General features: G+C 72.7%; 22 protein-coding genes. 6 read left to right on the forward strand and 16 right to left on the reverse strand.

What is annotated here, in order from left to right; all coding sequences use genetic code 11:
• Window positions 1–46 precede the first annotated feature (46 nt).
• From ACN27D_RS31240 to ACN27D_RS31280, 9 genes are all read right to left on the reverse strand, one after another.
• Complete coding sequence (locus ACN27D_RS31240) at window positions 47–661, reverse strand: hypothetical protein (RefSeq protein ID WP_421500700.1); 615 nt, start codon at window positions 659–661, stop codon at window positions 47–49.
• Window positions 658–2,007: a hypothetical protein gene (locus ACN27D_RS31245; protein ID WP_421501221.1), complete on the reverse strand. Its 1,350-nt coding sequence runs from the start codon at window positions 2,005–2,007 to the stop codon at window positions 658–660. Before ACN27D_RS31245 ends, ACN27D_RS31240 begins: the two co-directional genes overlap by 4 nt.
• Window positions 2,007–2,801: an ABC transporter ATP-binding protein gene (locus tag ACN27D_RS31250; RefSeq protein WP_421500701.1), complete on the reverse strand. Its 795-nt coding sequence runs from the start codon at window positions 2,799–2,801 to the stop codon at window positions 2,007–2,009. Before ACN27D_RS31250 ends, ACN27D_RS31245 begins: the two co-directional genes overlap by 1 nt.
• 74 nt (window positions 2,802–2,875) lie before the next feature.
• Window positions 2,876–3,694, reverse strand: coding sequence for a zf-HC2 domain-containing protein (locus tag ACN27D_RS31255; protein ID WP_421500702.1), 819 nt, complete (start codon window positions 3,692–3,694; stop codon window positions 2,876–2,878).
• Window positions 3,691–4,275 (reverse strand): RNA polymerase sigma factor, encoded by a 585-nt coding sequence (locus ACN27D_RS31260; protein WP_152748237.1) that lies wholly within the window; start codon window positions 4,273–4,275, stop codon window positions 3,691–3,693. Before ACN27D_RS31260 ends, ACN27D_RS31255 begins: the two co-directional genes overlap by 4 nt.
• 64 nt (window positions 4,276–4,339) lie before the next feature.
• A complete protein-coding gene (locus ACN27D_RS31265; RefSeq protein ID WP_421500703.1) occupies window positions 4,340–5,506 on the reverse strand; it encodes an SGNH/GDSL hydrolase family protein in 1,167 nt (388 codons plus the stop codon).
• 74 nt (window positions 5,507–5,580) lie between these two features.
• Window positions 5,581–6,420 (reverse strand): sugar phosphate isomerase/epimerase family protein, encoded by an 840-nt coding sequence (locus ACN27D_RS31270; RefSeq protein ID WP_114920335.1) that lies wholly within the window; start codon window positions 6,418–6,420, stop codon window positions 5,581–5,583.
• Window positions 6,417–7,580 carry a dihydrodipicolinate synthase family protein gene (locus ACN27D_RS31275; RefSeq protein WP_421500704.1) on the reverse strand — a complete coding sequence of 388 codons (1,164 nt, stop codon included), beginning with the start codon at window positions 7,578–7,580 and terminating at the stop codon, window positions 6,417–6,419. The genes ACN27D_RS31270 and ACN27D_RS31275 overlap by 4 nt, the downstream gene beginning before the upstream one ends.
• Window positions 7,577–8,728 (reverse strand): Gfo/Idh/MocA family protein, encoded by a 1,152-nt coding sequence (locus ACN27D_RS31280; RefSeq protein ID WP_421500705.1) that lies wholly within the window; start codon window positions 8,726–8,728, stop codon window positions 7,577–7,579. The genes ACN27D_RS31275 and ACN27D_RS31280 overlap by 4 nt, the downstream gene beginning before the upstream one ends.
• Window positions 8,729–8,830: 102 nt before the next feature.
• On the opposite strand from ACN27D_RS31280, the gene ACN27D_RS31285 reads away from it, so the two are divergent.
• The gene (locus ACN27D_RS31285) at window positions 8,831–9,850 is read left to right on the forward strand and encodes a LacI family DNA-binding transcriptional regulator (RefSeq protein WP_151011892.1); all 1,020 of its coding nucleotides are present in this window, start codon (window positions 8,831–8,833) and stop codon (window positions 9,848–9,850) included.
• A gap of 39 nt (window positions 9,851–9,889) precedes the next feature.
• Window positions 9,890–10,399, forward strand: a complete 510-nt coding sequence (locus ACN27D_RS31290) for a pyridoxamine 5'-phosphate oxidase family protein (protein WP_421500706.1) — start codon at window positions 9,890–9,892, stop codon at window positions 10,397–10,399.
• Window positions 10,400–10,471: 72 nt separating this feature from the next.
• On the opposite strand, the gene ACN27D_RS31295 is transcribed toward ACN27D_RS31290, so the two are convergent.
• Entirely contained in the window at window positions 10,472–11,092 is a 621-nt protein-coding gene (locus ACN27D_RS31295) for a class I SAM-dependent methyltransferase (RefSeq protein ID WP_421500707.1), read from the reverse strand.
• A 72-nt stretch (window positions 11,093–11,164) separates the two neighbouring features.
• On the reverse strand, window positions 11,165–12,109 hold the full coding sequence (locus tag ACN27D_RS31300; RefSeq protein WP_421500708.1) for a sugar phosphate isomerase/epimerase family protein: 945 nt from the start codon (window positions 12,107–12,109) through the stop codon (window positions 11,165–11,167).
• A gap of 146 nt (window positions 12,110–12,255) precedes the next feature.
• Here ACN27D_RS31300 and ACN27D_RS31305 point away from each other — a divergent pair, with 146 nt between their 5' ends.
• Window positions 12,256–12,669, forward strand: coding sequence for an NUDIX hydrolase (locus ACN27D_RS31305; RefSeq protein ID WP_374535488.1), 414 nt, complete (start codon window positions 12,256–12,258; stop codon window positions 12,667–12,669).
• Here ACN27D_RS31305 and ACN27D_RS31310 read toward each other — a convergent pair.
• The 3 genes from ACN27D_RS31310 to ACN27D_RS31320 all read right to left on the reverse strand — a co-directional run bounded on the left by ACN27D_RS31310 (window position 12,666) and on the right by ACN27D_RS31320 (window position 17,543).
• Window positions 12,666–13,556 (reverse strand): arginase family protein, encoded by an 891-nt coding sequence (locus tag ACN27D_RS31310; RefSeq protein WP_421500709.1) that lies wholly within the window; start codon window positions 13,554–13,556, stop codon window positions 12,666–12,668. The two genes, ACN27D_RS31305 and ACN27D_RS31310, sit on opposite strands and share 4 nt — an antisense overlap.
• A 25-nt stretch (window positions 13,557–13,581) precedes the next feature.
• Window positions 13,582–14,313, reverse strand: a complete 732-nt coding sequence (locus tag ACN27D_RS31315) for a class I SAM-dependent methyltransferase (protein WP_421500710.1) — start codon at window positions 14,311–14,313, stop codon at window positions 13,582–13,584.
• Between the two features lie 233 nt (window positions 14,314–14,546).
• Entirely contained in the window at window positions 14,547–17,543 is a 2,997-nt protein-coding gene (locus ACN27D_RS31320; protein ID WP_421500711.1) for an N-6 DNA methylase, read from the reverse strand.
• Between the two features lie 348 nt (window positions 17,544–17,891).
• Here ACN27D_RS31320 and ACN27D_RS31325 point away from each other — a divergent pair, with 348 nt between their 5' ends.
• Genes ACN27D_RS31325 through ACN27D_RS31335 form a run of 3 tightly spaced genes read left to right on the forward strand, consistent with a single transcriptional unit; the run spans window position 17,892 to window position 22,563 of the window.
• The gene (locus ACN27D_RS31325) at window positions 17,892–18,482 is read left to right on the forward strand and encodes a DUF7019 family protein (protein ID WP_421500712.1); all 591 of its coding nucleotides are present in this window, start codon (window positions 17,892–17,894) and stop codon (window positions 18,480–18,482) included.
• Between the two features lie 9 nt (window positions 18,483–18,491).
• On the forward strand, window positions 18,492–21,947 hold the full coding sequence (locus ACN27D_RS31330; protein ID WP_421500713.1) for a protein kinase domain-containing protein: 3,456 nt from the start codon (window positions 18,492–18,494) through the stop codon (window positions 21,945–21,947).
• 4 nt (window positions 21,948–21,951) lie between these two features.
• Entirely contained in the window at window positions 21,952–22,563 is a 612-nt protein-coding gene (locus tag ACN27D_RS31335; RefSeq protein ID WP_120569999.1) for a hypothetical protein, read from the forward strand.
• 70 nt (window positions 22,564–22,633) lie between these two features.
• Here the strand turns inward: ACN27D_RS31335 and ACN27D_RS31340 are convergent, their stop codons facing one another.
• Both ACN27D_RS31340 and ACN27D_RS31345 read right to left on the reverse strand, forming a co-directional pair.
• On the reverse strand, window positions 22,634–23,293 hold the full coding sequence (locus ACN27D_RS31340) for a response regulator transcription factor (RefSeq protein WP_319616949.1): 660 nt from the start codon (window positions 23,291–23,293) through the stop codon (window positions 22,634–22,636).
• The gene (locus tag ACN27D_RS31345) at window positions 23,290–24,444 is read right to left on the reverse strand and encodes a sensor histidine kinase (protein WP_421500714.1); all 1,155 of its coding nucleotides are present in this window, start codon (window positions 24,442–24,444) and stop codon (window positions 23,290–23,292) included. Before ACN27D_RS31345 ends, ACN27D_RS31340 begins: the two co-directional genes overlap by 4 nt.
• Between the last annotated feature and the right edge of the window lie 50 nt (window positions 24,445–24,494).

The following is a 24,494-nucleotide window of genomic DNA, read 5'->3' on the forward strand; positions in this document are numbered from 1 at the left end:
CGACCGGACCTCGCCGCGCCACGAGCGCGCGACGAGGTCCGGCACGTCACTGTTCCAGCGCCGCCTCGGCGGCCGCGACCTGCGGGCCGACCCGCAGCGCGTACGCGACGACGCCGCCGAGGAGGAACGTCGCGGCGGTGACCGCGGCGATCCGGTTGCCCGGTTCCTGCGCCATCCACAGCGCGACCTGCCGCCATTCCGGCCCACCCGGTGCGGCCAGGAACGCCCCCAGCGCGGCCCAGGCGGTCGGCACGTGCCAGGCGGCCCGCGCGCCGGCGAGCGCGGCTCCGAGCCCGACCAGCCCGATCAGCCCGGCCGTGTTGCGGGCCAGCGCGGCCGGCGGCCCGAAGTCCGCGCCGAGAACACGGGCGGCGGCCAGCATCCCGACCACCGCCGCGCCGTACGCGAGCAGGTGCCCGGCCCGGCGCGGCGGCCAGGACCACGCGGCGGTCCGCTCCAGCGCCGGGTCGGTGCCGGCGAGCGTCGGCCCGAGCGGCGCCACCGCCAGCGCGGTGGTGAGCACGGCGAGGCCGGCGGGCACCTCGGGGCGGTCGGTGAAGCCGGACCAGGCGGCGGCCATCACGGCGACCGCGACAGCGGATCCGGCCAGGGCGGCGGGTAGCCGGCGGGACCGCACGTACAGCGGCAGCCAGCGGCTCATGGCGCGGCCCGTCCGGTGAGCGCCCGCATCAGGTCCGGCTCGCACCGCGCGGCCGCGTCCCGCAGCGCGGTGACCCGCCGCATCTGCTCCGGCTCGGGCAGCGCGCGCAGTTGCCGCACCCCGGCCCGGATCTCCTCCTGCTGCTCGTCGGCGTACCGGTATCCGGTCCAGGAGTCCCACAGCCGTACGGTCTCGGTGTCCAGCAGCCAGGCCGCGACGATCGCCGGGGCGATGTCGTCGCCGCTGCGGCCGCAGCCGGACCACATGGTGCCGCCGCCCAGGGCGATGCGCTCGGCCACGTCCGCGGCCCGGCCGGTGTCCGGGTCGACCTCCAGGAGGAACTGGACGGTGCCGGGTGCGGGCTTGGGCCGGTGCCACTGCTCGCTGTCGTTGCTGCCGATGGTGTCCAGCCGCAACTCCGCCGCGCGGGTCGGTGCGTCCGGCAGCTTCGCCAGCGCGCGCAGCCCCCGGCGGGCCTCGGTGGTGACCTCGGGCAGCAGGTGCGCGTTGACGGCGGTGACGCACACCTGCGGCGTGCCGTCGGCGCAGACGTAGCGGCGCGCTCCCGGGTCGAGCTGCCAGATCCCGGCCGGGCCGGGCACGCCGATCAGCACGAGACCCGCCACGCCGCCGGCCAGGCCCGCGAGCGCGCCGGCCCGGGTCAGCCACGACCCGCCCGCCGCCAGGAGCAGGCCGGCGAGCACCAGCCCGGCCCCCAGCGCCAGCCGGCTCAGCAGCAGCCGGTCCGACAGCGTCTCCCAGGGCGTGTCCGGCGGCCAGTTGATCATGAGGGACACGTTCGACACCTTGCTGTCCGCACCCGCGAGCATGGACGTGCCCTCCTGCGCGACCAGCGCGGCGGCGGCCAGCAGCGGGGGCAGCAGCGGTGAGGACCACAGGCGCCCGACGGCCGTGCCGCACCAGGCCGCGCCGACGAGCACCAGCACGTCGACCAGGGGCCCGGCGAGCCCGCGTACGCCGACGTAGGCACCGCCGGTGGCGACCAGCGCCGCACCGCCGGCGAGCACGAGCAGGTGCGCGGCCGCGACGGCGACGCCGAGCGCGGTCATCGCCGGCAGCGTGCGCTGCCAGCGGGGCCGGCCGGTGCTGTTCATCAGCTCGTCGGCGCGGGTGCGCCGGTCCCGGCGGCCGAGCACCGCGCCGCCGGCCAGCGCCAGGGGCATCAGGAGGAACATGGCCGAGGAGTGCACGTAGCCCAGCCGCAGCCACTGTCCCTGCCAGAAGCTGTACATGCTGGCGACGCCGAGGATCCCGATGACGAGGAGCAGCACCGCCACGGCGGGCGCGTTCGAGCGGCGCAGTTCGATACGGACCTGTCGGATCATCACGCGCCCCGGTGCTGCTGGAGGAGGTACGAGTAGCCGCGCTCGGCGGCGCTGTCGCCGACGCCGCCGGTCTCGCCGTGGCGGACCAGGTCGGCGGGCAGGCCCTGGAACACGCGGGCGCCGTCGTCCATCAGGATGACGTCGGAGCAGGCCGCCACCACGTCCTCCACCAGGTGGGTCGAGACCAGCACGCAGGCGTCCGCGCCGAGTTCGCGGATCAGCTCGCGGAACTCGACCCGCTGCTCCGGGTCCAGGCCGACGGTCGGTTCGTCGAGCAGCAGCAGCTCCGGTTCGTTCACGATCGCCTGGGCGATGCCGGCCCGGCGCAGCATGCCGCCGGACAGCGACTTGAGCTTGGCGTCGGCCCGGTCGGTGAGGCGTACCCGGTCGATTGCCCGCTGGGCGGCGCCCGGCACCGCGGAGGCGGGCATCTCCCGCAGCCAGGCCACGTACTCGACGTACTCCCGGACCGTGAACCGGGGGTAGTAGCCGAACTGCTGCGGCAGGTAGCCGAGGCGGCGGCGCACCGGCCGCAGCTCACGGGACGCGGTGGCGTCCGCGCCGAGCAGCCGCAGCACGCCGGCGTGCGGCTTGACCACAGTGGCGAGCGCGCGCATCAGCGTGCTCTTGCCGGCGCCGTTCGGGCCGAGCAGCCCGTGCACGCCGGCACCGAGCGTCAGGCCCAGGTTGTCGACGGCCAGGTGCCGCCCGGCCTTCACCGACAGCCCCACCGCCTCGATCCGCCAGGCGTGCCGGGTCGGCGCCACCTCGTCGGCGCTCACTGCGCGTACCAATGTCTTCTCCTTCTTCGGGCAGGGTCGGTCGCGGCGCCGGACGGGCGCCGTGTCGTGGTGGTGCGGGTTTCCGGTCAGTGCCAGGCGGCGGGCCGCCGCAGGTGTTCGGCGCGCAGCGTGGTCAGGAGGGTGAGCACGGCGGCGGCCGCCGCCCAGGCGGGCATGGTGGCGGGCCGGAGCAGGGCCTCGGTCGCCGCGGCGGCGCGGGCCGCGTCGGCGTCGCCGGTGAACGACACGGCCGCGACCACGGTGAGCCAGCCACCGCCGAGGACGGCGGCGGCCAGCGGCACGCCGACGCGGCTGCCGAGCAGCAGCGTCGCGGCGGTGAACGTCAGGCAGGGCAGCAGCCACAGCGCGGGGTTGCGGCCGACCGCCAGCCCGGCCACCGCGAGCACCGGCGCGACCAGGAGCAGAACCGCGAGGGTACGGCGAAGCAGCAGTTCCAGCCCGGCGCGGGCGGTGCCGGCGACCACCTCCCAGTTCGGGTTGGCGCGTCGCGACCAGGCCACCGCGAGGCCGGCCAGCGGTGCCACCGGCGCCAGCAGCAGCACCGCCGAGGGCTGCTCCGGGTAGTTGCGGTCCAGCAGCACCGCGGCGAGGATCGCCGTGCACGTCATGGCCGCCCACGCCAGCAGCGACCAGTCGGTCCAGCGCAGCCACCACCGCCGCAGCGGGCGCCGGCGCACCGGCCGTGGCCCGGTGCGGGCCTGTTCCAGGATCGTCTCCCGGGCGTCGCCGAGCAGGGCGCGCAGTGGCGGGCCGGCCAGCTCGCCGAGCCGGTCGCGGCACTCGGCGCAACCCTCCAGGTGCACCTCGATCGTCCAGGTGGCGGCGTCGTCGGGGCTGCCCGCCGCGTACGCGGCCAATGCCGGCGGGGGAACGTGAGCGGTCATGCCAGTGCCTCCCGTAGCGCGTTGCGGGCACGCCGCGCCCGGCTCTTCACGGTGCCCTCGGGCACCCCCAGCAGGACGGAGGTCTCCCGGACGGTCAGCCCGTCCAGGACCATGGCGGCGAGCACCGCCCGCAGTTCCGGTGCGAGGGCGTCCAGCGCGGCGCCCACCTCGGAGCCGAACGACCCGGCGAGCGCTTCGTCCTCGGCGGCCGGCGCGCTGCGGACCGGAAGCACGTCGGTCGGCACCTCCTGCACCCGGGCGCGGCGGCGCAGCGCGTCGACCAGGCGCCGGGCCGCGATGGTCCAGATCCAGCCGGCGGCCGAGCCACCGGGCGCGTCCGCGCCGCCTGCGGGACGGAGCCCGCTGAACGAGCCGGCGGCCCGCCACACAGTCAGGTACGTGTCCTGGAGGACCTCGGCGACGATGCCGTCGTCCGCGCACCGCCGCCGCAGCCGGATCGCGAGCCACGGCGACGTACGCCGGTACAGCTCGTCGAACGCGTCCAGGTCGGCGCGCGCGACCCGCCGCAGCAGCCGCTCCTCGTCCTGTCGACTTCCTCCCACGCTCAGTTGGTCGTTCACGGCACCTCCGACGGATCACGGCGCGGCGTGACCTGGGTCACACCGCGCCGTGATGGGCCGTCAGTCATTCCGCTGCGGCGAACGGTCCCTTCGGGCCGAACGCCAGCGCGGCGAACCGCTCGCCGATGCGGCGGTCGGCGGCCGGGTCGGGGTGCAGCTCGTCGGGCAGCGGCAGTTCGGCGTAGTCGGCCTCGCCGTACAGCTCCAGCCCGTCGAGGTAGTGCAGGTTCGGGTCCGCGCCGGACCGGGACGCCACGATCCGGGCCAGCTCGGCGCGGATGACGCGCAGCGTGAGCCGGCCGGCGGCCACCTCGGCCGGGTCGCCGGTGGCCCGGAACCGGACCTTCCCGTCGACGAACTCGACCGCGCCCGGGCCGGGCGTGTCCTCCTGGATCGGGCACAGGACCGACGACACGACCAGCAGCGGCGTGTGCGGATGTCCCTCCCGGATGGTGTCCAGGAAGCCGTGCACGGCGGGGCCGAACGCGCGCAGCCGCATCAGGTCGCTGTTCACCAGGTTGATGCCGATCTTGACGCTGATCAGGTCGGCCGGGGTGTCGCGCATCGCGCGGGCGGTGAACGGGTCGAGCAGCGCGCTGCCGCTGAACCCCAGGTTGACCAGCTCCACGCCGGCGAGCGTGGCGGCCACGGCCGGCCAGGTGCCGGTGGGGCTCTCCGCGTCCGAGCCGTGGCTGATCGAGCTGCCGTGGTGCAGCCACACCCGGCGGCCACCCGTGTCGGCCGGCTCGACCGGCGCGTCCGTGCGCAGCGCCACCAGCTCGGTGATCTCCCGGTGCGGCAGCCAGATCACCACCTCCTTGTCAGTGGCGGGCAGGTCGGTGAAGCGCACCGTGCCGACCGGACCCGGCTCGACGCCGGACGTGCCGGCGGCCAGGTCGATGGTGAGCACCTTGCCGCCGTCGGCGGTGGCCTGACCGGCGAGACGGCCGTCGACGACCAGGTCGTAGCGGCCGTCGGGACGCGGCCCGGTGCCCCGGTAGACCATCTTCGTGGGCAGCACGTCCAGCTCCACGACTGTGGCGCGGGTACGGAACACCAGCCGTACGCCCGACGGCATCGCTTCGGCCATCGTCAGCTGCGGGTCGGTGTTCTGTGCCCGGGCCCACGCGGGCAGCCGGTGCGGCAACACCCCGTCCGCTGTCTGTTCCAGGTCGAGCGCGCCGCGCAGCAGGCCGGTGGTGATCGGGGTGGTGATGTGCGGGGATGGCATGATCCCGATCCTGCCCCCGGATCCCGGGGAGCGGCCACCTGATTTATCCGACAGACCGGACTCGTCACGCTGGGTCAGTCGGTGAGCACCCGCTCCACGTAGCGGGCGATCATGGTGGCGAGGACCCGGTCCGGGTCGGTGGCCCACACCTCGGCGTTGAAGATCTCCACCTCGATGTCACCGGTGTACCCGGCGGCCTCCACCGCGTGGCGCAGCGGCGGGAAGTCGATGTGCCCGTCGCCCATCATGCCGCGGCCCAGCAGCACGTCGGCCGGCAGCGGGGTGAGGAAGTCGCAGACCTGGAAGCTCGCGATCCGTGCCCCGGCGCGGGCGATCTGCCGCCACACGTCCGGATCCCACCAGACGTGGAACGTGTCCACCACGACGCCGACCTGCTCGGCCGGGAACGCCTCGGCCAGGTCGAGCGCCTGCCCGAGCGTGGACAGCACCGCCCGGTCGGCGCAGTACATGGGGTGCAGCGGCTCCAGCGCGAGGCGTACCCCCCGCTCGCGGGCGTACGGCGCAAGCTCGGCCAGCGCGTCGGCGACCCGCTGCCGGGCACCCGCCAGGTCGCGGGAGCCGGGTGGCAGGCCGCCGACGACCAGCACCAGGCAGGCGGCGTCCAGCGCGGCGGCCTCGTCGATCGCGCGCCGGTTGTCGGCGAGCGCCTCGACCCGGCCGGCGTCGTCGGCGGCGGTGAGGAACCCGCCCCGGCACAGCGACGACACCCGCAGCCCGGCATTCGCGACGAGCCGCGCGGCGGCCGGTACGCCGATCTCGGCCACCGGCTCGCGCCACAGCCCGATCGCCGGGATGCCGGCGCGTACGCAGCCGTCGACCGCCTCGGCCACCGACCAGCGCTGCGTGGTGCGCTGGTTGAGCGACAGCCGCGCCAGCCGGGCATCGGCGGTCATCCGGGCACGCCCGCGACGTCCAGGTACGCGCGCATCCGCCGCGCCGCCAGCTCCGGGTCGTGCAGCAGCCCGGCGGCGTCGGCCAGCCGGAACGCCTCGACCAGGTGCGGGACGCCGCGCCCGCCGTGCAGGCCGCCGACCATCGTGAAGCCCGGTTGCCGTCCGTTCAGCCAGGACAGGAACGCGATGCCGGTCTTGTAGTACGGCGTGGGCGGGGCGAACAGGTGCCGGGACAGCGGCACCGTCGGGTCGAGGATCGCCCGGAACCCGGCCGGATCGTCCGCGTCGAGCCGTCCCAGCGCGGCCGACGCGGCCGGGGCGATGGCCGCGAACGCTCCGAGCAGCGCGTGGCTGAACCGCTTACCGTCGCCCTCGATCAGCGCCGGGTAGTGGTAGTCGTCGCCGGTGTAGACCTTCACCGCGGGCGGTAGCAGCTCCCGCAGCCGCACCTCCCGGCCGGCGTCCAGCAGCGACACCTTCACCCCGTCGACCAGGTCGGCGTGGGCGTGCACCAGCGCGGCGAACGTGGCGGTGGCCTCGTCCAGGTCGGTCGAGCCCCAGTAGCCGGACAGTGCCGGGTCGAACATGTCGCCGAGCCAGTGCAGCACCACCGGCGTACCGGCCTCCCGCAGCACCCGTTCGTAGACGCGCAGGTAGTCCTCCGGGCCGGTGGCGAGCGCGGCGAGGTGCCGGCTGGCCATCAGGACCGGCGTGGCACCGCACTCCTGGACGACGGCGACCTGCTCGGCGTACGCGGCGACGACCTCGTCGAGCGTGCCGGGCACGCCGGTGAGCTGGTCGGTGCCCGCCCCGGCGACGATCCGCCCGCCGCACGCGGCGGCCTCGGCGGCGCTGCGCCGGATCAGCTCGCGGGTGGCCGACCAGTCCAGCCCCATCCCGCGCTGCGCGGTGTCCATCGCCTCGGCCACACCGAGGCCCCACGACCACAGGTCACGCCGCACCGCGAGCGTCGCGTCCCAGTCCAGCCCCGCCGGGCGGCCGGGGGAGTTGTCGGCGTACGGGTCGGCGACGACGTGCGCGGCCGCGTACGCGATCCGGGTTGCCGGTGGCCCGGACGGCCGTCGCCACGCGGGGGGTTCCCGCAACGTCAGCCGCTCGGTGCCGCCGCCCGGTGCGGGAAGCGTGATGTGCGTGCTCACCGGGGGATCTCCTCGATCGTCACCCGCCGCCCCTCGCGGGCCGAGCGCAGCCCGGCCTCGGCCAGTTGCACGCCGCGCGCACCGGCGAGGAAGTCCCACGGGAACGGCTCGTCGTCGACGACGTGGCGCAGGAAGGCCTCCCACTGCACCTTGAACGCGTTGTCGTGCTCGCCGTTGTCCGGCACTGTCTGCCACTGCGCGCGGAACGCCTCGGTGACCGGCAGGTCGGGGTTCCACACCGGCATCGGGGTGGCGCCCCGGGGCTGGATACGGCAGTCGCGCAGCCCGGCCACGGCGCTGCCGTGCGTGCCGTCGACCTGGAACTCGACCAGTTCGTCCCGGTGCACGCGGACCGCCCAGGATGAGTTGACCTGCGCGACGATGCCACCGGCCAGCTCGAAGATGCCGTACGCGGCGTCGTCGGCGGTGGCCCGGTAGCGGGTGCCGGTCTCGTCGACGCGCTCGGGGATGTGCGTGGCGGTGACAGCGGTGACGGCGGTGACCGGGGCGATGATCTGCTCCAGCACGTAGTGCCAGTGCGGGAACATGTCCAGCGTGATGCCGCCACCGTCCTCGGCGCGGTAGTTCCAGCTCGGGCGCTGCGCGGCCTGCCAGTCGCCCTCGAACACCCAGTAGCCGAACTCGCCGCGCACGGACAGGATCCGGCCGAAGAAGCCGCCGTCCACGAGTCGCTTGAGTTTGCGCAGGCCGGGCAGGAACAGCTTGTCCTGCACGACGCCGTTGCGGACGCCCTTGGCGGCGGCGAGCCGGGCCAGCTCCAGCGAGGCGAGGAACCCCTCGGCGAGCGGCTTCTCGGTGTAGACGTGCTTGCCGGCCTCGATCGCCGCCCGGATCGCCTTCTCCCGCTGGGTGGTCGCCTGCGCGTCGAAGTAGATCTGGTGGGCGTCGTCGGCGAGGGCCGCGTCCAGGTCGGTCGTGTACGCCGACAGCCCGTGCCGCCCGGCGATCTCGGCGAGCCGGTTCTCGTCGCGGCCCACGAGTGTCAGCTCGGGCCAGATCCGGCTGCCGTCGCGGGCCGGCACGCCGCCCTGTTCGCGGATGGCGAGCAGGGACCGGACGAGGTGCTGCCGGTAGCCCATCCGGCCGGTGACGCCGTTGAGGATGATGCCGACGGACGTGCGCTCCACTGTGCCTCCCGGCGGTGAATGCGCTTTCAGTAAGCGCTTTCAGGGTGCTACCGTAGCCACGCCGGAACACCGGGTCAAGACGTTCCGCAGGGAGACGCATCGATGTCGCACGTGACGCTGGAAGACGTGGCCAGGGCGGCCGACGTCTCACTGGCCACCGCCTCCCGGGCCCTCAACGGCAGGCGCGTCACCCCGCACCTGCACGACCGCGTCCTGGCCGCCGCCGCACGGCTCGCGTACACCCCGAACGCCCACGCCCGCGCGCTCGCCGGTGCGTCCCGCCGCAGCGTCGGCGTCGTCTGCCACGACGTCACCGACCCCTACTTCGCCGCCGTCGCCGGCGGCGTCATGCGCGTCGCCGCCGACAACGACCTGCTGGTCATGCTGGCCAGCACGTTCCGCGACCCGGAACGCGAGATCGCGTACGTGTCGATGCTGCGCGCCGAACGCGCCCCGGCGATCCTGCTCATCGGCTCCGGCTTCGAGGACCCCCGCTGGGAGCGGGCCATGGCCGCCGAGCTGGCGCCCTACCTCGACGGCGGTGGCCGGGTCGCGGTGGTCAGCCGGCACCGCACCCTGAAGGTCGACAGCGTCCTGCCGGAGAACCGGGCCGGCGCCGCCGAGCTGGCCCGCGCGCTGCTCGGCCTGGGGCACCGCCGCTTCGCGGTGCTCTCCGGCCCGCCCGAGCTGACCACAGTCGCCGACCGGCTCGCCGGGTTCCGCGACGAGCTGACCGCCGCCGGTGTCACGCTCGACCCGGGTGCCGTGGCCGAGGCGGCGTTCACCCGCGACGGCGGCTACCGGGCGATGACCGAGCTGCTCGACCGCGGCCTCGACGCCACCTGCGTCTTCGCGTGCACCGACGTGATGGCCGTCGGCGCGTACGCGGCGTTGCGCGACCGCGGGCTGTCGGTGCCCGGCGACGTCTCGATCGCCGGTTTCGACGACATCCCTGTCGTGCGTGACCTCACCCCGCCGCTGACCACAGTGGCGCTGCCGCTGCACCGGCTCGGCGAGGAGGCGATGAAGCTGGCCCTGACCGAGAACGCCGGTCGCCGCCGCCGGATCGTGCGCCTGCCCGGCGAGGTCGTGATGCGGGCCAGCACCGCCCCGGTCGCCTGATCCCGGCCGGTAGGGTGCCGTCATGATCGAGGACGCCCCGTGCCGCTGACGAACCCCTGGCTGACCGGTCCGACGCCGACGAGGAAGCTGGACCGGGACCGCCTGGAGGAGCGCATCCTCAACCTGCTGTCGTCGCAGAACATGTGCGTGCTCGCCACCGTCGGGCCGGACGGGCCGCTCGCTACGCCGGTGCGCTACTACCCACTCGACTTCACGCTGATGTTCACCGCCGCGCCGCGCTCGCCGAAGATGCGCAACATCGCCGCCGACCCGCGGGTGTCGGTCGGCGTCTTCGCGCCGCTGGTCGGGCTCGCCAGCAGCCGCGGCGCCCAGGTGTTCGGCACCGCCCGGGTGCTCGGCCCCGAGCACCCCGACCGGGCCCGCCACTGGGCCGCGTTCCGCTGGGAGAACGAACACGCCGAGCGGGGCCGGTCGCTGTCCGAGCCACCCGACGACCCGCTCGTGGTGATCGAGGCCGACCGGATCGTCTACACCGAACACTGGCTGCGCCGCGAGGGCTACGCCCCACGCCAGCACTGGCGTCGCTGACGCCGCTCGCCGTCCTTGCGGTGGTGTCGCGGCGGGCGTCGCCCGCGGCCCGCCACCTACGGCCGAGGCGCGCTACGGGCCGGCGGGGGAGCGGGTGGCGCGCAGCAGATTGCCGGCCAGGCGCAGGTCCGCGCCGCCCACCCGGGCGAGCACGTCGATCCGTTCGACAGCGACGTGCGTCCAGTCCGGCTCGGGGAAGGCCGCGCGCAGGGCGTCGGAGTCCACGCCCCAGCCGTCGCCCGCGTCCGGCGACACCGCCAGCACGAACACCGCACCGCCGGGCGCGGTCAGCCGTGGCAGCAGCGCCAGGTAGTCGCCTACGGCAGCGCCCCGCCGGTCCAGCGAGTGCAGCAGACCGGAGTCGAACACCGAGTCGTACGGCACCGGCGGCACCGGGATCGCCGTCGCGTCGCACACCTCGAAGCGCACCGGCAGGCCCGCCGCCGACGCCTTGGCCCGGGCCTGGTCGATCGCCGCCGGTGAGATGTCGACACCCGTCACGTCGTGTCCGCGGCGGGCCAGCGCGAGCGCCAGCTCACCGGTGCCGCAGCCGACGTCGAGCACGCGCGGGCCGCGTACCCCGGTGTCGAGGACCGCGGCGAGCGCCGGCTGCGGGCTGCCGATCTCCCACGGCGGGCGGTCGGTGGCCCGGTAGAGGCGGTCGTAGTGGACGTCGTCCGGCTCGTCGGTCATCGCGTACCCCCTCGGTCGGCGCGGCCACCCCCGAGCGTGTCACGTCCGGCGGCGGTCCGTGCCCTGCCGGGGTCAGAACCGCAGGCGGCGCAGGTAGCGGTAGCCGACGGCGGCGGTCTGCTGCGGCGTCACATCCGGGGTGTCGTTCTCCACGATGTACTCCATGACCTGGTGCCCCCGGAAGATTCGCGCGAAGTCGATCATCCCGGTGCCCAGGTCGGCCATGTCGCCGGTGGCCGGGGCGCGGTCCTTGACGTGGTACTGCAACACCCGCTGCGGCACCGAGCGGATCACGTCGAGCGTGAAGCCCTCCGGGTCGTCGACGCCCTCACCGGAGTTGATGCCGCCGGTGACCGCCCAGTAGATGTCGATCTCCAGGTGCACCAGGCGCGGGTCGAGTTCCTCGGTCAGCACGTCCCACGGCCGCCGGCCGTTGCCGAAGTCGATGGTGAACTCGTGCGCGTGGTTGTGGTAGCCGTACCGCAGGCCGGCCTTGCGCGCCGCGGCGGCCTCGACGTTCATCTGCTCCGCCCAGCGCTTCCAGTCGTCCTCGCGGTCGGAGTTCAGGTACGGCACCACCATGAACCGCTGGCCCAGCGTCCGGGCGTTCGCGATCTTCTCCTCCAGCGCGGCCGCGTCAGCGGCGATGCCGTCGTGGCTGGAACTGGCCTTGATGCCGATGCCGTCCAGGAACCGGCGCAGCTCCCGCGCGGTACGGCCGAAGTAGCCGAGTGCCAGCTCGACCCGCGGGTAGCCGATCCGGGCCAGGTGCGCCAGCGTCGCGTCGTAGCCGGGAGAGCCGTTCAGCGCGTCGCGGACGGTCCAGAGCTGGAGGCTGATCAGCTCCTTCGGCACCGGGCGCCGGCCGTGATGGTGCCCGCCGCCCGCCTGGGCCGCAGTCGCGCCGAGCCCGGTGGCGAGCCCGATCCCGGCGAGCGCGGCCAGGGAGCCGCGCAGCAGGTCGCGCCGGTCCAGCGACTGCCGCAGCGCGGCGTGTCCGTCGAATCCGTAGCACATGGTCGCACTCCTTCGTCGCCTGTGACCGACGCTACAAAAGGCATGTCGATATGTCTATGGCTTTCGGTGCTGTGAATAGAACTTTCGATTGGAGTGGCGGAAAGTCGGTGCTACGCGTTGTCGGTGCCGCGTGGCAGGCTCGGGACGTGGCCGCATACGACGTCGCTCTCGTCCTGCTCGTCGACCCGACCGGCGCGATCCTCATGCAGCACCGCGACGGCAACGCGCCGGTGTCGCCGTACCAGTGGAGCCTGCCCGGCGGCAGCATCGAGCCCGGCGAGACACCGGAGCAGGCCGCCCGCCGCGAGCTACGCGAGGAGACCGGCCTGACCGCCGGGGAACTGCACCTGCTGTGGAGCGGCCCCCGCCCGCACGAGGAGGGCTTCGCGCACGCCGTCACCGTGTACGTCTTTCGTGGCGCCACCGACGCCCGGCAGGAGGACGTGGTGCTCGGCGAAGGGCAGGCCATGGTCTTCGTGCCACGCGACGAGGTGCTCGACCGGGATCTGGCGGTGAGCGCCGCGAAGGTGCTGCCGCTGCACCTCGCGGAAACCGCCTAGCGCCCGGTCAACGCCCCGGCCAGCACACCGGCGAACCGGGGGAGCAGCTCGTCGTCGGGCAGGTGATCCGGGTTGATCTCGGTGACGGACAGCCCGGCGAACCGCGGGCTCGCCACCAGCTCCGCCAGCGTCGCCGCCGCCTCGCCGAGACTGAGCCCGAACGGCTCCGGCACGTCCGCCAGCGGCGCGTCCACGAAACTCAGCACGTCCACGTCGAAGTGCACCACGAACCGTTCGGCCGCGCCCTCGGCCACCGACCGGGCCCGGCGCGCCGCCGCCCGTGCGTCGGCGTGCACCTCGTCGGCCGGCACGTACGCCAGCCCCAGCTCCGCCACCAGCTCACGCTCGTGGTCACCGCGGGGCAGCGAGTCCCCGTACACCACCACGCGCTCCGGCGACAGCAGCGGCACATCCGGCCCGACACCCGCCACCTCGGGCAGCGTCCCCGGCAGGCCGAGCATGTGCGCCAACCCCATGGCGTCCAGGTTGCCGTTCGCGCGGGTCTCCGGCGTGTAGAGATCCGGCCCGCCGTCCACGTACACCAGCGCCGGTGACAATCCGGCCCGCGCGCAACCGGCGACCAGGCCGACAGTGACTGTGCAGTCGCCGCCGAGCACCAGCGGCGCGCGGCCCCGGCCCAGCGCCGCCGCGACCCGGTCGGCCACCGCCGAGGCGACGGCGGCCACCGCGCCCGCGTTCTGACCCCTCGGGTACGCCGGATCCGGCCGCCACCGGAAGCCCGGCACGTCACCGGCGTCCTCGACGTCGGCGCCCAGCAGGTCGAGCAGGCCAGCGGCGCGCAGGGCGGCGGGCGCGCGCTCGATGCCCGGGGTGTGGGCGCCGGCGCTCGACGGCGCCCCGACGACCATCCACTGACGATGATCCATCGCCCCACCCTAACTGCCGGCGGGTTTAACGCAGCACGAGCAGGTCCAGGGCATCGACGACCGGGCCGTCGTGGGTCCTTGCTGCCTCGCGTAGCCGCTGGACGCCGGCGGCGTACTCCGCGTCGGTGATGAGCTGAAGCGGCGTGTGCGCCTCCCGGCGCAGGCCGGCCGCCGCCTCCCGCAGCGACGGCGCGGTGACCTGCGGAACCTGCTCGACCGCCGCGGTGGCGAAACCGGCGGCGGCGAAGGCGTCCTCGACGTCGGCGATGCCCGGGTACGTGTCCAGCACGCGAACGGCCTCGGGGAAGTAGTCGAACAGCGTGATCGCCTCGGGCCGTCCGGCGAACGCGGACCGGATCAGCACCGGGGCGCCCGGTCGCAGCACACGGCGCAGCTCGCGCGCCGCGACGGCCAGGTCGGGCACGTGGTGAATGACCGTGGACAGCCACGCGCCGTCGACGCTGCCGCTCGCGAGTGGGATACGTTCGGCGTCACCAGCGATCAGCGGGGCGAACGCGCACCGGGCGCGCATCGCCGCCGACGGCTCGACGGCAACCACCTCGACGCCGGGGAACCAGTCGGTGAACGCGCGTGCCCAGCTGCCGGTCCCGGCGCCCAGGTCGAGCAGTCGCATGCCGGGATGCGGAGCGAGGTGGCGGGTGACGGCGGCCCGCCAGGCCGTGAGACCGTCGTCGGTGAGGTGCCGGGTCGCGGCGAACGCCTCGGCGTCGGCGTCGTGGTACGCGATGCGGGCCATACCCGACAGCCAACTCCCCGGCTGGCCGCCGAGGCAAGCACTGTGACGCGTTACCTGCTGGACCTCGGAGAGGGGTAGAGAGTGCGGTATCGGATCCACTTCGACGCCGAGCTACCTGCGGACGCCCTGCGCGCGTTCCTGTTGTTGGAGTACGGCGTCGTGCCGGAACGGACTACCCGAGCGTGCGTGCCCACCCCGTTGACCCGCAGCTCGACGGCGATCAGAAGGATCCATCAGCTGAGCATCTCCATGACCGTGGCCTCGATCTCTGCAGTGGCCGAATGGCCTGCGAGTGCGACTCGGATGCGTCGACGCAGGGTCACGAAGCTTCGCCCCTCCTCAAGGTCGAGTCCAGCCACGAACTGACACTGGTCCTGGCCGAGCTCGGAGAGGCGTCGGTGCGTCCGGTCTGCGTCGTCGTACCGGGGGATGGGTAGTTTCCACACGTGTTTGTCGATATGACGTTCGTCCTTGCTGTATGACATCAGCGGACGGGCGAGCGTGGTAAGAGCCGGGCTGTTCAGGATCGCGCTGAGATAGTGACCTTCCGCCCGGCTGTCGATCGTGCAGTAGTAGAGAGCATGCTCGATGATCGCGGCCTGGTCGTCGACGATGGCGGCGGCAACGTGCATCCCGGAGGCGGAGTAGGCCAACCGGAGAGGCGGCGCGGGAAGCTGCGCAGTCAGCTTGCGTCGGAAGTTGAGTTGCTCACCCAGAGTTAGACGGGCGCTGCTGCGATGCGCCTCCCAGGTGGCTTCCGCCTTCCGCCACCATTCGGCCAGACCGAAGTAGTAGTCGAGTCGAGAGCCGGACCCGGTCATCAGGATGGAACCGTCGAGCGGAAGCACCGCCTTCTTCGCGGGCAGGATCCGGTACGGCAGCAGCGTCTCGCCGAGCAGCACAGGGCGGATGAACTCGCTCTCCACGACGCCTTCGAGAGCGGGCAGATCCTTCCACGGAGGATTCTCCATGTTGCTGCGGGCCGAGCGAACGGCGTGGCGGCCGACGCCGAGGCCGAGCCGCCCGCCGGAATCTGCCTCGACGAAAAAGAGGATCTTGGGAAAGATGGTCGCACCGTTGTGCACGTGTGCCTTGTACGGTGACTCGGCGAGGTACGCCCCACTCAGGGGGACAAGTTCCCGGTTGATAGACGGCGCCGCCTGTTTCCATCTCCTGGCATCGGCGCCGAGGCGTCCCGTCCATCGCTCGGTGACCGAGGGAAGGCGGCGAGGGCTGCCCGTGGCCGCCTTATTGCCGAAGACGACACTGGCGCCCCGGGGAAATGGATGGGGACGCAGGCGGCGCAGGTCCCAGGAGCCGGTGAAGGCAACGTCTGTCGGCTCGATTTCGTCCGTGTACCGCCCGCTGCGGAAGGCCTCAAAGTGCTCGCGGTCGAGCACGGCGTTGGGCAGGACGAAGGCGAACGCGCCACCGTCGCGGAGATACTGCTGGATGGTTCTGACGACAAAAAGGGTGGAGAGGTCCTGCTGCGTCGCGAACTGACTACCACGCCACAGCCCGCGATCACTGCAGAGCTTCTTGAACATTGCCTGCATACCGGTAGGCATGTGACGGTACGAGAGCCACGGCGGGTTGCCGATGAGAACGTCCACCCGGTTGTCGTCCATCGCAAACCAGACGGGCCGGGCCAGGTTGCGCAGGTAGTAGCTCCAGATGTGGTCGCGGCCCTCGTCGTGCAGTCGGCACATCGCCTCGAAGGTGCCGCGAATCATCGGCTGGTCGTCAGCCCTGATCTGCAGGTGGTGGAAGAACGCCGCCAGCGACGGCGGGTTGTCCGGGTCTCGCGGTTTAGCCGCGATGCCGGCGAGTCCGGAGACGATCTGGTCAAAGCGGCTCGGCTCATCGAGCAGGGTCTTGGGGAAGCGGAGCCACTCCTCGACCGCGCTGGCGTTGTAGCCGGCACTGATTCGTACGTGCTGCTCCGTGAAGAGGTCACGGCGCTCCCGCCACTGCATGCTGTCGCCGAGATAGACCGGGATGGTGATGGCGCCTCGCTGGTCGGTCAGCCGCTGGTGGCCGATGGCGAGCAGGTAGGTCACGCGCGCGAGCGCCACGGCGACCGGGTGCAGGTCGACGCCGACCACGTGATGGGTGAGTTGCGTCAGCGCGGCATCGAGCGGAACGTCCGCCATCTCGGCAGCGGCGAGATACCGGCGGACCGCGTGGAAGAGAAAGGTACCGGAGCCGCAGGCGGGATCCAGCACACGTTGCCGCAGCGGATCGGTGACGACGGTATCGACGATGTGCTCGGCGAGCCAGTCGGGGGTGTAGTACTCACCCATCCGCTTGCGCGTCTCCGGGCCGATCATCGACTCGTAGAGCACCTTGAGGATGTCGTGGTCTGCCCGCAGCCAGTCGAACCGGGCCAGTCGCCGGGTGAGCCCCTGGATGAACTCGCGACCACCGGGCACCTCCGTGGTCCAGCCGAAGAAATCGTGCTCGACCACGCCTAGGATGCGGGCCTGGTCGAACCGTTGCCCGGTGATGAGGTCCTGCGGCTGCAACTCCAGGGCGTCGATGCCGACGACCAGGTGCGCGATGATGTAGGCGCTGTTCATCAGCAGGGTGTGCTCGACGAACAGGTCCGGATCGTCAACGAACTGGGTGCCCAGGGCGCTGTCGAGTAGCTCCGCCCACAGCTTCCGCTTCAGCTCCACGGTCGGCAGCCGTTCATGCTCGGCGTAGAGCGCGGCGAGCGTGGCACGATCCAGCTTGTGGGAGGTGCTCTGCGCGCCGAGGCGGCGAGCCACCTCGCCGGGAGCCGGCCGGACCCGCTGGCTCGTCGCCAACACACCTTCCAGCCAGTAGAAGAGAGCCAGACCGTCGGGGCGGGTGGCAGCGACCGTATGGGTGTCGACGAGAGTCAGCTCGTCGCCGGTCAGGTGATACGCCCGCCAGGTGGCGCCGTCGGTGAGGATGCCGACGTACCTCTGGCCACTCTCCATGCACCGCGACCACACGTAGCCAGCGAGCTGGCGCTCAGCATCCCGGAGTGGGCGACCGGTCTGGAGCCCTCGCTTAACCTCGATGATGGTGTAGCCGACCTCGATGTCGATGCGCCGGCCACCGCCGGCCGGGGCCTCGAGGTCGATGTCATCGAGGTGGCAGCCAGAGAGCCCGAAATCGCCAGCCAGCAGCAGCTGGCGGATGTCGGACTGCAGGGTCGCCTCGCTGCGGGCGGCACGCCGGTCGGCGATCCGCGCCAGCAAGGGCTGAAGTGACGGAGGGAAGCCGTCGGGCGCGCGTACCTGCGGCCGGAGTGCCGAGTGGCGGCTTTGGCTTACATCTGGCATACCGTCCGAGCGGGCCATACGCCAGTGTGGATATTGTGACTCGCTGAAGCCAAGCGATTACGAATGACTGTCGGATTAAGGACAGCGCGCATCAAGGCCTCTACAGAACCCGTGGCGGTTCAACCCGTTGAGGACGGGCCGTGTTGCGCGGGGTCGCGCGCGATATGACGCGCGGACACCGATCATCGTCGATCGAGGGTCAGCGTCGCGAGCGTGCGCCACGTAGGGTGGGCTTCGGACGTCTCCCGGTAATCGGAGTGCATCTTGAGCCTCAAGTACTACCTCTACCTGTCGCACCTCAAGATCGGGCTCCTGGCGGCGCAGGTCGCCTCCTCCGCGCAGCACGAGACCGAGCTCGCCGTGGACCTGAAGGTCGTCCGCTACAGCCGCAAGGCGGTGCTGCCCGAGCGCCACGACCTCGACAAGCTGGAGAAGGTGATCCGGCATCTGCAGGACGCCGACCAGATCGGCGCCGCGTACGAGGAACGCCCCTACGTCCAGGCCTGCCTGGAGATGCGCTGGCAGGTCTTCCCGACCGCCGGCATCGTGGTCTTCGCGGGGAGGCTCGACGACCAGGTCGTCGTCCTCGGCGGCTCGGCGTCGCACGTGGTCGGTGGCGGTGACGCCGAACCGGTCGGATCGGTCCCGCCGTACCTGTTCCGCAAGCTCCAGGAACTGCGCGCCGACCCGGGCGAGTTCGACGACGAGCGCTTCCACGAGTCGCTGGCGCAGATCGGCGCCGCGCTGCCGGGGCCGGCGCAACGGGTCGAGTTCGTCGCCAAGCGGCTGGCCGAGAAGCCGGGCCCGAACGGCACGCTGCTGGGCAGCCCGATCTACGTGGCGCTCGTCGACTAGGGCCGCGACGTGGACGCGGGGCAGGTCATCCGGTGGCAGCCGGGGGAGACCGTCCTCGACACGTTCCGCATCGAGGAGGTCGTCGAGACCGGCGGCACGGGGTTCGTCTACCGCGCCCATCACCTCGCCTGGGGCGTCGACCTGGCGGTGAAGACGCCGCGCCCCGACCTGGCCTCGGCGCCCGGGATCCTCGACCTGCTCGCGCAGGAGGCGCAGGCCTGGACCGATCTCGACCCGCACCCGAACGTGGTCGGCTGCAACTATGTGCAGCGCGTCGGGGCGTACCCGGTGGTCTTCGCCGAATGGGTCGCGGGCGGCGACCTGACCGCGGCGGTGCGGGACGGGCGGTGCCGCGATCTACCGCGGGCCCTGGACGTCGGGATCCAGATGCTGCGCGGCATCGGCCACGCGCACGCGGCAGGTCTGGTGCATCAGGACATCAAGCCCTCCAACGTCATGTACGACGGTGAGACCGCACGGGTGACCGACTTCGGAACGGCCAAGGCGAAAGCGTCCGTGTCGCACAGCGCAGCGGGTGGCGTCGAGACCTCGTACGCGACGCTCGGCGGATTCACCCCGCAGTACTGCTCCCCGGAACAGGTCGACCCGGACGGAAGGATCGGCCGGACCAGCGACATGTGGTCCTGGGCGCTGACCGTGATCGAGCTGCTGCACGGGCGCCGGCTCTGGAAGTGGGGACACGACGGTGCGGATGCGCTGGCGTCGCTACGCGGCGATCTCCCGCGACCGCTGCGCGACCTCCTGTCCGGATGCCTGGCGCGCGACCCCCGGTCGAGGATCGGCGACACCGCCGAGGCGGAGGCCGTCCTGCTGAGCGTCTACGCGGACTGCACATCGGGTCCCTACCCGCACCCCGACCGGGTGCCGCCGTCTCTCAAGGCCGACGGCCTGTCCAACAAGGCGCTGTCCCTGTGGGACCTCGGCGACCAACGCCGGGCCATCGAGATGTTCGAGCGGGCCAAGGCGATCGACCCGCACAACGTCCGCGCGGTCTACAACCACGGGCTCCTCAGATGGGCCGACGGCGTGGTCACCGACGAGACCCTCCTGTCGGAACTGCGCGCCACGGGCGACTCCTGGGAGGCGGACTACCTGGCCGCGATGGTGCACATGGAACGCGGTGACGGCGTCCTCGCGGCCCGGCACCTGGCTGAGGCGGACCGCAAGCATCCGGGTTCGCCGGAGATCGCGGCCGCGCGGGAGCGCTGTGCCCGACTGGAGCCGAGGGGCACGCTCGAGGTGTTCGGGCAGCTGTCCGGCCAGGTCGTCGCGATGGCCTGCGATCACGACGCGACGCACGTGGTGGTGGCCGAGAAATCAGGGCGGGTGCGGGTCTGGGACGCCTTCGCGGGCCGGGTGGTCGCGGAACTCGCCGCCTCCGGCCCGGCTCCCGTCGACGTCGCGATCGACCACGCCGGAGCGCGGATCCTCGTCTGCTACCAGGATTCCCGCGTCGAGCGATGGCGGCTCGCCGACGGCACGGCCCACCTCGAAGGCCGGCTGGACGGAGGAACAGCCGTGGCGCTCAGCCCCGAGGGTGGCTTCACGGCTGTGGGTACGGCCGACGGCCGCGTCCTCGTCTTCCGCACCGGCGCGTGGGAGCCGGTCGCCGGCATCCGGCCCCACGACGGCACAGTCACCCGGGTGATCCTCGGCCCGGACGCCGAGGTGTGCGTCTCCGCCTCGCTGGGCCGCCCCGGCTCCGCTGTCGACCACCGGGTGGAGCAGTGGTGGCCCCTGCGGGACACGAGGATGCGGGGCCTGCACATACCCGCCGACGAGATGGACGGCGACGGCCAGAAGGTCGCCCTGGCACCGGACGGGTCGACCGTCCTGAGGATCGGCTACCAGTCCCTGACAGTGGTGGACATGCGGGTCTGGGACGAACCGCGACGGTGGGAGATCCCCTGGCTGACCGGATACCGCATGCTCGGCGTCTCCGGCCGGGCCGGTTGGGCGCTGCTCGACCCCGGGACCGGCGACCTTCAAGTCCTCGAACTCGCCATCCGCCGATGCGTCCGCACCTTCCCGAAGGACTGGGCGCGGGGTTCACGTCGCGACGCGACAGCGTTCAGCGGGGACTGCGGCTACGCCGTCATCGCCGAGTCGCACGGCTACAGCGGCCAGACCTCGCTCTCCCGCCTTCCCATGCCGCTCAGTGGGCACCTCGCTCCCTGGTCGTACGCGCCGCCCCGCCCGGTCGGTGCCCTCGCGCGCGACGAGCGGGCGTTCGACCAGGTCATGGAACGCGTCGAGGCGATGATCGCGGCCGGAGAGGATCGGCGCGCGGCAGACGCGATCCGCGAGGCGCGTGCCGTTCCCGGCCACGAACGTCACCCGCGGCTACGCCGGGCCTCCGGGGCCCTGGGCCGGAACCTGCGGCGCACCGGGCTGACCGGCATCTGGCTGGAGCAGGAGCTGTCCGATGTCATGCTCGCCCGTGGCACCTTCGACGTCGGCGCCTCCGGCCGGTTGTTCGCCTTCCCGGCCAACGTCGACGAGGTCGAGATCTTCGACCTGGAGACGCTGGAGAAGGCAGGCGGGGTCACCGAGCGGCGGAACCCCGCCACCAGCCTGTCCTTCGCCAGGGGCGGCCGGGACGTGATCATCGGCTACTCGGACGGATCGGTGGCCTGCCACGACACCCGGACGTTCCAGCCCCGGTTCAAGGTGGCCGGCGCCCTGCCTCGCGACGACGGGAACACCACGCTCGACATCTCGGGCGACCTGCTGGCGGTCGGCTTCGGCCATGGATTGGCGACGGTGTGGTCGCTGGAGGCGGCCGCCTGCGTCGCGACGGTCCGCACCGGACCCGGCACGATCGTCGGCGTCACGGCCGACGAGGCGTCCCGCTCGATCGCCGTGCAGCTGCGAACCCACGACGCGGCCGCCGTGGAGGTCCGGTCGATGAACACCGGAAAGCCGGTGAAGACCTTTGCGGACGTCGACCCGCACACGGAGATCCGGTTCGCCTCCGGGATGCTGCTGCTGGCCGAGATGACCCGCCTGACCGCGTGGCGACCGGGTGACAGGCGCCCGTCGTACCGGCTCGACCGGGTCAAGCACAGCTCGTCGGCGGCGTTGGCCTTCACGGACTCCCGTCGGCTCGCCGTCATCGCCGGGCTGACCGGCTTCGTCGTGTGGGACGCCGCGAGCGGAGAGCTGGTGTTCGACGGGAGGGCTCTCGACGGCCCGGCCGGAAGCCTCTCCGGGGTCGAGGAGGTGGTGGTGTCGCCCGACGGGAGGTTCGCGGTGGCCGGAGACCCGGGAGAGCAGACCGTCGACGTGTGGGATCTGCGCGCCGGACGCCGGATCCGCTCCCTGCACGGTCACCACGTCCGGGTCAACGCGATACGCGCCGACGACGCGTTCGGCACCGTCGTCACCGGCGACCACCAGGGCAATGTCCGCATCTGGGGCCTCGATTGGGACTACGGAGAGTGATCCGATGACCGGACGCCGTCAGCACGAGGAACTGCGAGCCGCGTTCCTGGCCAACCGGGAGCGCGTCAGAACCTGGCTCGACGCCTGGGAGATCCCCGAAGTGGTGTGGACCGACGAGTTCAACGAGATCCCTCTGCCCTGGGTCGTGCGGGAGCAGGAAAGGCAGAGCTGGCTCAAGCGCCACGCACCCTTCCTCGACGCGTACGACTGGTTGTTCGTCGGACGGCCGCTGACCCCGGGGGTCCGCGAGGTGCGGGCACTGTGGCACTTCGGGCCGGCACACCGGTTCGCGGAACTCGATCTGACGATCACCAGCGTCTGTGACCCCGAGTACCTGGCCGAGAAGCTGACCCTCGCGGTTCACCACGCCGGCTTGAAGGGCTGGCGTGACGCAGACGCGCAGCCGCTCTATCAATGGCTCGTCGAGGGTGTGCACACCATGCCCCTCGACAACGGTGTGCGAGGCAGCAAACGTTCGGGGTTCGTCCTGTTGCGTTTCACCCGCTTTCCGACCTCCGACGGGGACGTGATCGTGCGTCTGACCGCAGCGGAGACCGACCGCGCCCTGGACGGCTCACCCCTCGACGACGACGGGGTGTCGGTTCCTGGCGCCTAGACCAGCGGCACTGTGCGGCATGGCCGTGATCGGCAACTGGGCTGGGCCGACCGCGTCCGCGCCCGGCGAGTCAGGTGACCAGGCCGGTGCGGTACGCGTACACCACCGCCTGCACCCGGTCCCGCAGGTCCAGCTTCGTGAGGATCCGCGACACGTACGTCTTCACCGTCTCCTGGCTGATCACCAGCCGCGCCGCGATCTCACTGTTCGACAGCCCGTCGGCGATCAGCCGCAGCACCTCCAGCTCACGCGGCGTCAGCCCGACGTCCGCAGGCGTCCCCTCGGCCGGGCGGATGCGCGCCGCGTACCGGCCGACGAGCTGCCGCGTCACCTCGGGCGCGAGCAGCGCGGCGCCGGAGGCGACGGTGCGGATGCCGTGCAGCAGCTGCGCCGGTGGGGCGTCCTTGAGCAGGAACCCGCTCGCGCCGGCGCGCAGCGCCTCGTAGACGTACTCGTCGAGGTTGAACGTCGTCACCACCAGCACCTTGACCGGGTGGGCGACGCCGGCGCCGGCCAGCAGGCGGGTCGCCTCGATGCCGTCGAGCACCGGCATGCGGACGTCCATCACCACCACGTCGGGCCGCAGGCGACCGGCGAGGTCGACAGCGGCGCGGCCGTCGCCGCACTCACCCACCGCCTCCATGTCCGGCTGCGCGCCGATGATGGTGGCGAATCCGGTACGGATGAGGGCCTGGTCGTCGCAGACGAGCACCCGGATCGGCGCGGTCACGACGCGCTCCCGGTGGGGATGCGCGCCCGCACGACGAAGCCGTCGCCCGCCCGGCGCCCGGCGTCGAACTCGCCGCCGAGCACCGTGACACGCTCGCGCAGCCCGGCCAGGCCGCGCCCGCTGCCGCCCGGACCCGCGGCGCGCGTGCCGGGACCGTCCGTGCTGATCTCCACAGTGATCTCCCTGTCGCCATGGTGTACGTGGACGGCGGTGGGGCGGCCGTGGGCGTACTTGAGCGCGTTCGTCAGCGCCTCCTGCACCACCCGGTACGCGGCCATCTCCGCGCCGCCGGTCACCTCCGCCGGGCTGCCCTCCTGCGTGAACTCCACCGGCTGCCCGGCCCGGCGGGTCTGCTCCACCAGGGCGTGCAGGTCGCCCACCGACGGGGCGCGTGCCTCCGTACCGTGGTCGGGGTTGAGCACGTCGAGCAGCACCCGCAGGTCGCCGATGGCGCGGCGGCCGGTGTCGGTGACGGCGGTCAGGGCGGCGTCGAGGCGGTCGGGCGCGGCGGTCAGGTAGCGGGCCGCCTCGGCCTGCACCACCATCGCCGTCACGTGGTGGGTCACCACGTCGTGCAGCTCGCCGGCGATGCGGGCGCGTTCGGCGGCGCGGGCGGTCTCGGCCACGTGCCGGCGGCGCTCGGCCTCGGCGGCGCGGTTCTGCCGCAGCCACGACCCGGTGCTCCAGGCGAGCGCCAGCAGCAGGTAGAACGTGGTGAAGCCGACCACCCCTTCGGTCGACCCCTGGCGGTCGAGGGCGACGGCCAGTCCGACGTACGCGAGGGAGCCGGCGAGCACCGTGGTACGGCGGCCCCGGTCCAGGTGGGCGCCCGCGCTCAGCAGCGCGACGGCGAGCGCGGCGCCCGCGAAGGTGTGGTACGCGCGCACCTGGTCGATGGCGAAGCCGAGTGACACGAGGGCGAGGGACAGCGCCGGACGGCTGCGGCGCAGCGCCAGCGGAAGGCACTCCAGCGCGATCACCACCACTGTGAGCGCGTCGAACGGCCGCGCGGGCAGGTCGCCGAGCTGCGTACCGATGCCACGCAGCGGTGGGGTCACGGCCGCGAGCGCGATCACCAGGGCGAGCGGGAGATCCCGGACCGTGACGGGCCAGTGCCGCCACGAGTCCGGGAGCATCCGTCGGGTGATCATCAGGAGACCGTAACGCTCTCCGCAGGGGCCTCGACCGCACGGCGGCGGCG

The sequence above is a fragment of the Micromonospora sp. WMMD1274 genome (assembly GCF_049179035.1).
GTDB classification, from domain to species: domain Bacteria; phylum Actinomycetota; class Actinomycetes; order Mycobacteriales; family Micromonosporaceae; genus Micromonospora; species Micromonospora tulbaghiae.